Source organism: Candidatus Villigracilis sp., from assembly GCF_057083605.1.
Genome location: NZ_JBXMTI010000032.1, coordinates 25547 through 32375, shown reverse-complemented (window position 1 = coordinate 32375; position 6829 = coordinate 25547). Strand labels below are relative to the sequence as shown.

Genomic DNA, 6829 nt, shown 5'->3' with positions numbered 1-6829 from the left:
AAGGCGTCTGGTTTTTGGTGTTCCGCACAACACTTTGGCAACATTTTGGCAATTTTTTAGTCTGTTGTGGGAGATTTTTAAGAACATTTTTCGAACTAGGGGTTTTTCGACAGTCTCGTTGGGCGTTATGGCAGAACCCCATAACATATGAGAACGTACATCCGTTAAAGTCTATCCCGTAAAGGTGTCAATGAATATGATCTTAACTTACAAACAGCCTTACGATCTTGCTGATGCGCTGTGTAGGGAACTTCGGCAACGAAAGTCTCCGTGTCCTCCGCTGGAACAAGTAGCTACTATTTTTGAAACGCTATATTTTGCCAGCCTCAGAACTGAGGAGAGTCAGTCTGTTTTCTGCCATATTATTTATCTTGACCCAGCCAATCCAGACCCTGAACCACCAGAAAGAGTTGTTAATGATCGCTGGAGTTTCGTCCCATTTTCAGAGCCTATCTTGTTTAGCGTGACTGATTTGGTGAAAATCGCGCGCGCATCAGACCCACGCACATCTTCATTTGTCGTTTTTCCAAATCAGAATGGTCAACTGCATATGTGGGGTCTGGTTGATCAAGGTAATCGTTATCACGACTTTCTAAACTACGACTCAGAATCTGGTCCAGAGAGGCCAGGACTTTTCCAAGCAAGTATTCTCGGCGTTGGTCACTTAGTGGCATACTTAGGCTATGAGCGAATTGCTGAACTTCGTATTGGCACACTAATCAATCGAACTAGCGATGTTCTACGTAAAGGCCCAATTCGTTTGCAGCTCCAGCCAGCAATATCAGAATACGTAGAAGCTGTAAAAAAAGTACTTCCCGATGGAATATTTGAAAAACGCAGCCATTGGGTTTCATCCTTGGAAGACAACTGGATAACAGTTCTATGCCGTTTACTCCTTCGAGCAAGGAATTATCGTCACGGTGGAGCATTCCTTATCACACCAGACTTATCTGGAACGGGTTTAAATCTCAAATATCAGATAGATTACCGCCGCTTGACAACAGCTCTGCAAAGGCAATCCTTACTGCAAATCCGAAGCACTGATGCTGATGATCAAATCTTTGAAGATCATGTGTCTCAATATGGAACATCAATTCCTATTGATATCTATCTCCGCAAGGAGGTGGATGAAGCTGATCTTCTCGATAGCCGTAGCGAGATTGATGGCAGTATCTGGTTCGTTTCTCTGCTATCTCGTGTTGATGGGCTTGTCCTACTGAGACCAGATTTGTCTGTGCGCGGTTTCGGAGTGGAAATCACCTTCGCAGATGAATTAGACTCTATCTATATTGCTTCCGGCCCCTTGGGAAGCCCAAAAGGGCTTCGACGCGTTGATTATCATCACTATGGAACTCGCCATAGGTCGATGATGCGATACTGCGCACGCACTGACAATAGCATCGGCTTTGTAGTATCGCAAGATGGTGATGTTCGCGCAATTGCAAAGCTTGGCAACAAAGTTGTCATGTGGGAGAACATTCGTCTGCAACTTGACGACTTTGTTATCTCTCGGAAAAACAAGCGATCGGGAAGTAGATGACGCCTAACAAATCGTGCACTGGCCTCACCCGTCCTTCCCCCTACGGGGACGATGCGGACACCCTCCCCAAATACGCAATTAAGATTTGGAAAAGGATGAAGGGCAAGTTGATCGTATTTGGAGAGGGACCTGGCTTCGAGTTTTTTCTGCTCCCAAGCAGAGTCCACGCTCGCCCCAGCGCTACAGCCCGTAGGGCAAATCCGCGATCCCGCTCGGGAAGAACACCTTCGGGGACGATGTTCCCTAAAGGGAATGATATCGCAATCCGTTGGGCGTTTGTCTTGCAAATCGTGGTTGTCTCTTGATTTACCGCGAGGAGCCCAGGGCTACCTCCCCGCGAAATCTATTAGTAGCCCTGAGGAGATTGTAATGAACACTTGGTTGTTAATTGCTGGTGGCATTGGTTTTGTCATAATCGTCTATCAGATCTGGAGAGGCAAGACCTCCATATCCGCAGGCAAAGAGAGCCCTGCATTGAGCGTTTTCCGCAAAACGCAACCAGTCGCATTTTGGCTGATTATTGCCTTTCAATTCATCCTCGTCACTGGATTGATCCTGCTCGCTAAATACTTCCTGAGTGTTTGAGTCAATTGTCTTGGGTCAATCAAAATTGACTTTTGGTTATTGGGCGTTTGGTGTCAAACCTGTTTGGAACGGGAAGCCTGATTATGATGTAGATTGCTTCTTTTATGATCACTTCGTGCCTTAGATAAAAAAGATGTATGGGAAGTAAGAGTAAAATCTGTTCATAGTATGTTATATAGAAATTCACCCGGATAAGTCAAGGAGAATTTCACGAATGAAATCAAGACTCGACTCTGCCATTGTCCGGCAACTTCGCCGAAAAGTTGACCCCGATGAATACAAGATGATCCGTCAACTTTGGATTGATCACTCCATAGCCGAGGACTCGCGTGATATCCCCGGCTTGATGGCCACGCTCACCGAAGATTGCGTTTATACCGTCGCAAATAGTGGTGTGAGCTGGCATCGCAAGGAGGGTGCAACGCAGTTCTATCAACAACTGCTTGGGGCATTTCCCAATATTCATTTCGACATGCAGCATATTGTCATCGGCCCTCAAGGTGTATTTGAGGAAGCACATGTTACGGCCACATATCAATCCCAGTGGCTGGATATGCCTCCCCCGAATGGTCAGTCCGTTGAGTTCGATGTGCTGATCCTGTTCCCATGGGATCCCAAGCAACAGCTATTTAGCGGAGAGCGGGTTTATTTCTTTAATATCGCTTTGAAATAGACAATACGCGAGTTGCCCTTGGCGCTACCTTACGGGTATGGACAGGCTGAATAATCAGAAATAACCTATAAATTAAATATGAAGGTGGCCTAACAATGTTTTCCTTAGTAAGCGGCGCAGCAGCATCAGGGAAATCCACGGTAATAAAGAACCTGTCTTCACAACTGGAAAATCTCGTTTGTCATGATTGCGATGAGAGAAAAATGACAGATGAGTATGTCCGTTGTCAACAATTGGAGGAATGGGTTCAACTCGCGCTAAACCACCAGCAGGAAGGTCGAGACTTTCTACTTACCAGCCATTCTCCTTTGGGAGAGCTTCTGGCTTGTCCTTCGGCTCGAAAGCTGTCAGGGATATCAGCTTGCCTTTTAGATTGCAGTGACCCGGTCCGAATTGAGCGGATGCGAAAACGAGGTTTTGATCCCAAATGGCCGCCAACACAGGATGTTCTCAACTGGGCATCCTGGCACCGAATGCATGCCTGGGATCCGCAATGAGAACAGCATGTTGTTATTGGAAATGGACCGCCTGAACATTCCTATAATTGTTGGGTCAACCGGAAACAAAGCGATGAAAGATGGCAAGTAAACATCATTGACACAACTGATGTAGATATTGAACTAATGTTGGATCAGGTTGCGGCATGGGTGAAATCAGAAAAGGAGAAGGCGCTATTGCTTACCCCTGATATGAAGTGGTGGGAATGAAGCCTATTCATCCTTGAAGGGAAAATTGATGCAGTCAAACGAAGTAAGCATGGAAGAAGAAATCAGACTCTTGGAATTCGATACCTGCTCTGCGCAAAAATGGGCCAGGGAAGGAAAAATCGAGGAGTGGGTTCACAAATACCTTTTGACTGGAAGAGGTGGGAAGTCAAATCTAGAATTTTCAGAAGGTTTGAAACGAGAAAAACGCTGGTGGAATGGGCCGATTGAAGTTAACCTTACTGACTTGTCTCCAGCAGTTGGAACGGAAGCGGGAATGGAATACGTGGTCGATAAGGATCACTGGGTTGCTCGCACCAGTAAGTTGGCAAGATCGTTTTCAAATCCATTATCACTTCCACCGTTGATTGCCGAATATCGAGCAGGGGAGTTGAGTGTGCGTGATGGAAACACGAGATATGGAGCGATGAATTTTCTGGGATGGCCTAAATGCTGGGTCATCATCTGGTACAACTCAGAGAGCGATTATCACCAGCATAATGAAATCCTCTTTGGGCATAAAATGGTCTAACACCGCATGTAGCACAGTCTGTGAATTTTCAAGCATTTTTCTAGTTTCGAGTTTCTTCTGCTCATAAACAGAGTCCATGCCCGTTCACAGATGTCAAGGCAAATCGTTAGGCAGACACCTTCCACTCATAGAAAACGATTAACCATGAAGCCGATTGATTATTTACACTTTCAAATGGAACTCGAAGGCATCGAAACAGGCGAAGGTAATTTCATAACGCGAGCTTCTCCAGATGTTGATGAATTTCCACTCGTTCTTCTTGCTTGCACTTCTGATGAACAAAAAATCATCTACTTTGATGGTTCATTGCCGTTAGAATTGCGCGGCAAGTTAACTGTATGCGATGTACAATCCTTCAAAATAGAATCCGCGGTTGAATTGTTTAACTCATTTGGAATCAGCACTACATCAGGACATTCAAAAACCTATATATTTCCTGATAACTTCGCTAGTGTGGATTTTGGCAATGTGAAATGTTTTAGTCAAGACAATCCCAAAGTAGTAGCTTTTGGCTTTAATGGACTCGCTGATAAAGTCTATGCAATCGAGCAGGAAGGGAAGATAATATCAGCCTGTGTTTCATCTCGGCAAAATTCCAAATCCGCAGAAGCATGGGTATTTACTCACCCCGACCATCGAAGGAAAGGACTTGCTCAACAAGTAGTCATGGCATGGGCAAGCAGTTTGCAATCTGAAGGAATTATTCCGTTTTATAGCCACGATGTAGAAAATATTAATTCTGCTGCCTTGGCGAGTAAAATGGGTTTGGTTCATTTGTTTGATGAGTTTGTATTAGAGAAGGCGGCTTAAGGCAAAAAATCTGTCTGATACCGCACAGCAAACCGTCAGCCCTCCGCCAGTTCTATAGGAGAAAAAGCCTTGGCTTCCTACAAACTTGTATACGACAAAGAAATTTCTGATGAATTAAAAAAGAGATTGGCTTCAGAAATCGCCACTCTTGAAAATGAAGGGTTCAAATTCTCCAGCTTGCATCAAGAAATCATTTATCCATTTAGTTTGTTACTATTTTTCCCTGTTTATTTAGCAATGCTCAAGGGGAATGAAATCATTAAAATTCAATCTCCGCTTCGAATCACTTCTTTTCATCTCATATTTGCCTCCCAAACCCACGCCACCTATGCCTATATCTATGGGTTAGGATGTAAATTTTATACGAATTTTACCGATGGCGCCTGGCTGGTGTCTAATACTCATCAAAAAATCAAGGATAAGAAAGTCATCATTTTTGAGAGTGACCCCGAGTTTACTTCGACTTATAAAATATGGAAACGACACCAGGAAAAAATCTCTGAATTGGAAGCAAAAGGAAAACATTTAAATCATCATATCTCCTTCGATGTCTGGGCCAAACTTGACCAGCAATTTGATCAGGATAGTATGTTGTCATCTGTAGGAGTAGGGATAATTTGGTTAGTATTAGTAATATGGGCATTATATTGGTTGATCAACAAATTAATAGCCATTGTAGGTTTGGGCTAATAAAGTGTGTTAACGGGCCAATCTGTGCAAACTGCTGTACAGCAAATGTAGACTGGAGGTGGAGCGATGAAGAAACGAATTTTTCTGCTCTTGGGGGTAGGGTTCATTCTAGGCATTGGATTCGCCGCCATTTTCTAGTATTTTACTGGCTTTGAGTTTTTTTTCTGCGCCCACTGACTATTGATCTTGCAAGTTGAATTTATGGAAACCCTGTTGCAGATAGCCTTCAACCTCTCAACCATGATTACTTATGTTTTGTCTTCATTGTTCTTGCTTTGTATACGGGCACTGGGCTTAAACTTTAGAATCATGTAAACGGAGTAGGAAATGCATAAATACGAAATAGCCCGCTTATTGGCCAAGAGGTATGGATACACAACTTACCTCGAAATATGCACGCCTACTACTGGAGGAACGTTCTCGCATGTAGATAAGCAGCAATTCTCACGGCGGGTACGAGTTATGTATAGACGCCTGTCCGATTTTTCGGATGGAGAACTGATTGATTATTCTACAGAGGATGAATCTGGCGAGGAGTTATTTGTCAAACTTGCGAGAACTGGGGAAAAATTCGATCTTGTATTCATCGATTCTTTTCACACCTATGCGGCTTCCCTTCGAGACATCATATATGGCTTGAATTTTGTCAAAAGTAATGGGGTCGTCTTAATTCACGATTGTCTCCCGCCCAGTGCAGCTTATACGGTGCCAGAGTTTATTCCCGGGGCATGGTGTGGCCTCACCTTTGCCGCCTATTTGGATGTGGTTCTCTTTACCGAAGGGCTTAATTATGTCACCCTGGATAGTGATTTTGGATGCGGCATCATCAGTAAAGACGACCACCTGGCTCATCTCTCTGATCTTTATCCCAGTGCTGATCTCATCCGTCAATGGAAGATGCTGGAATTATCCCAAAAATATCCATTTTTCGAAGAACATCACATCCAATTATTGCGTCTCATTTCATCTGATGACTTTCATGAACGCTTGTTGGAGAGATTAATTCAGACCACCGCCAACAATGTGGGCAGTATCAAAACGAATCAACAACAAGCTGATGTAGATTCTCTTCAAAACGATTTGCTAAAAGTCACTATCGCCCTGGATGTTACCCAAAGCCTCCTGGGCGAGACGAAAAATGCTTTGAATGATACCCAGGAAAAATTAAAGAATATCAAGAGCACTTCAATATGGAAAATGTACGAATTCATCACCAATATTTCTCTTGTGCGTAAGTTTTACCTCAAAGTTGTTGCGCCAGTTAAAAAGTGGCTTACCCGTTAGATATGTTGCCA

General features: G+C 43.8%; 7 protein-coding genes. All 7 read left to right on the top strand.

Annotated elements, in window-relative coordinates; genetic code table 11:
- The first annotated feature begins 190 nt into the window (after window positions 1-190).
- Entirely contained in the window at window positions 191-1540 is a 1350-nt protein-coding gene (locus AC14M5_RS05035; RefSeq protein ID WP_484028547.1) for a putative sensor domain DACNV-containing protein, read from the top strand.
- 369 nt (window positions 1541-1909) lie between these two features.
- Window positions 1910-2125 carry a hypothetical protein gene (locus AC14M5_RS05030; RefSeq protein WP_484028546.1) on the top strand — a complete coding sequence of 72 codons (216 nt, stop codon included), beginning with the start codon at window positions 1910-1912 and terminating at the stop codon, window positions 2123-2125.
- Between the two features lie 214 nt (window positions 2126-2339).
- Window positions 2340-2798 (top strand): nuclear transport factor 2 family protein, encoded by a 459-nt coding sequence (locus AC14M5_RS05025; protein ID WP_484028545.1) that lies wholly within the window; start codon window positions 2340-2342, stop codon window positions 2796-2798.
- Between the two features lie 756 nt (window positions 2799-3554).
- Entirely contained in the window at window positions 3555-4034 is a 480-nt protein-coding gene (locus AC14M5_RS05020; protein ID WP_484028544.1) for a hypothetical protein, read from the top strand.
- A gap of 144 nt (window positions 4035-4178) precedes the next feature.
- Window positions 4179-4844, top strand: coding sequence for a GNAT family N-acetyltransferase (locus AC14M5_RS05015; protein ID WP_484028543.1), 666 nt, complete (start codon window positions 4179-4181; stop codon window positions 4842-4844).
- 69 nt (window positions 4845-4913) lie between these two features.
- Entirely contained in the window at window positions 4914-5534 is a 621-nt protein-coding gene (locus AC14M5_RS05010; RefSeq protein WP_484028542.1) for a hypothetical protein, read from the top strand.
- 327 nt (window positions 5535-5861) lie between these two features.
- On the top strand, window positions 5862-6818 hold the full coding sequence (locus AC14M5_RS05005) for a class I SAM-dependent methyltransferase (RefSeq protein ID WP_484028541.1): 957 nt from the start codon (window positions 5862-5864) through the stop codon (window positions 6816-6818).
- The last annotated feature ends 11 nt before the right edge of the window (window positions 6819-6829 follow it).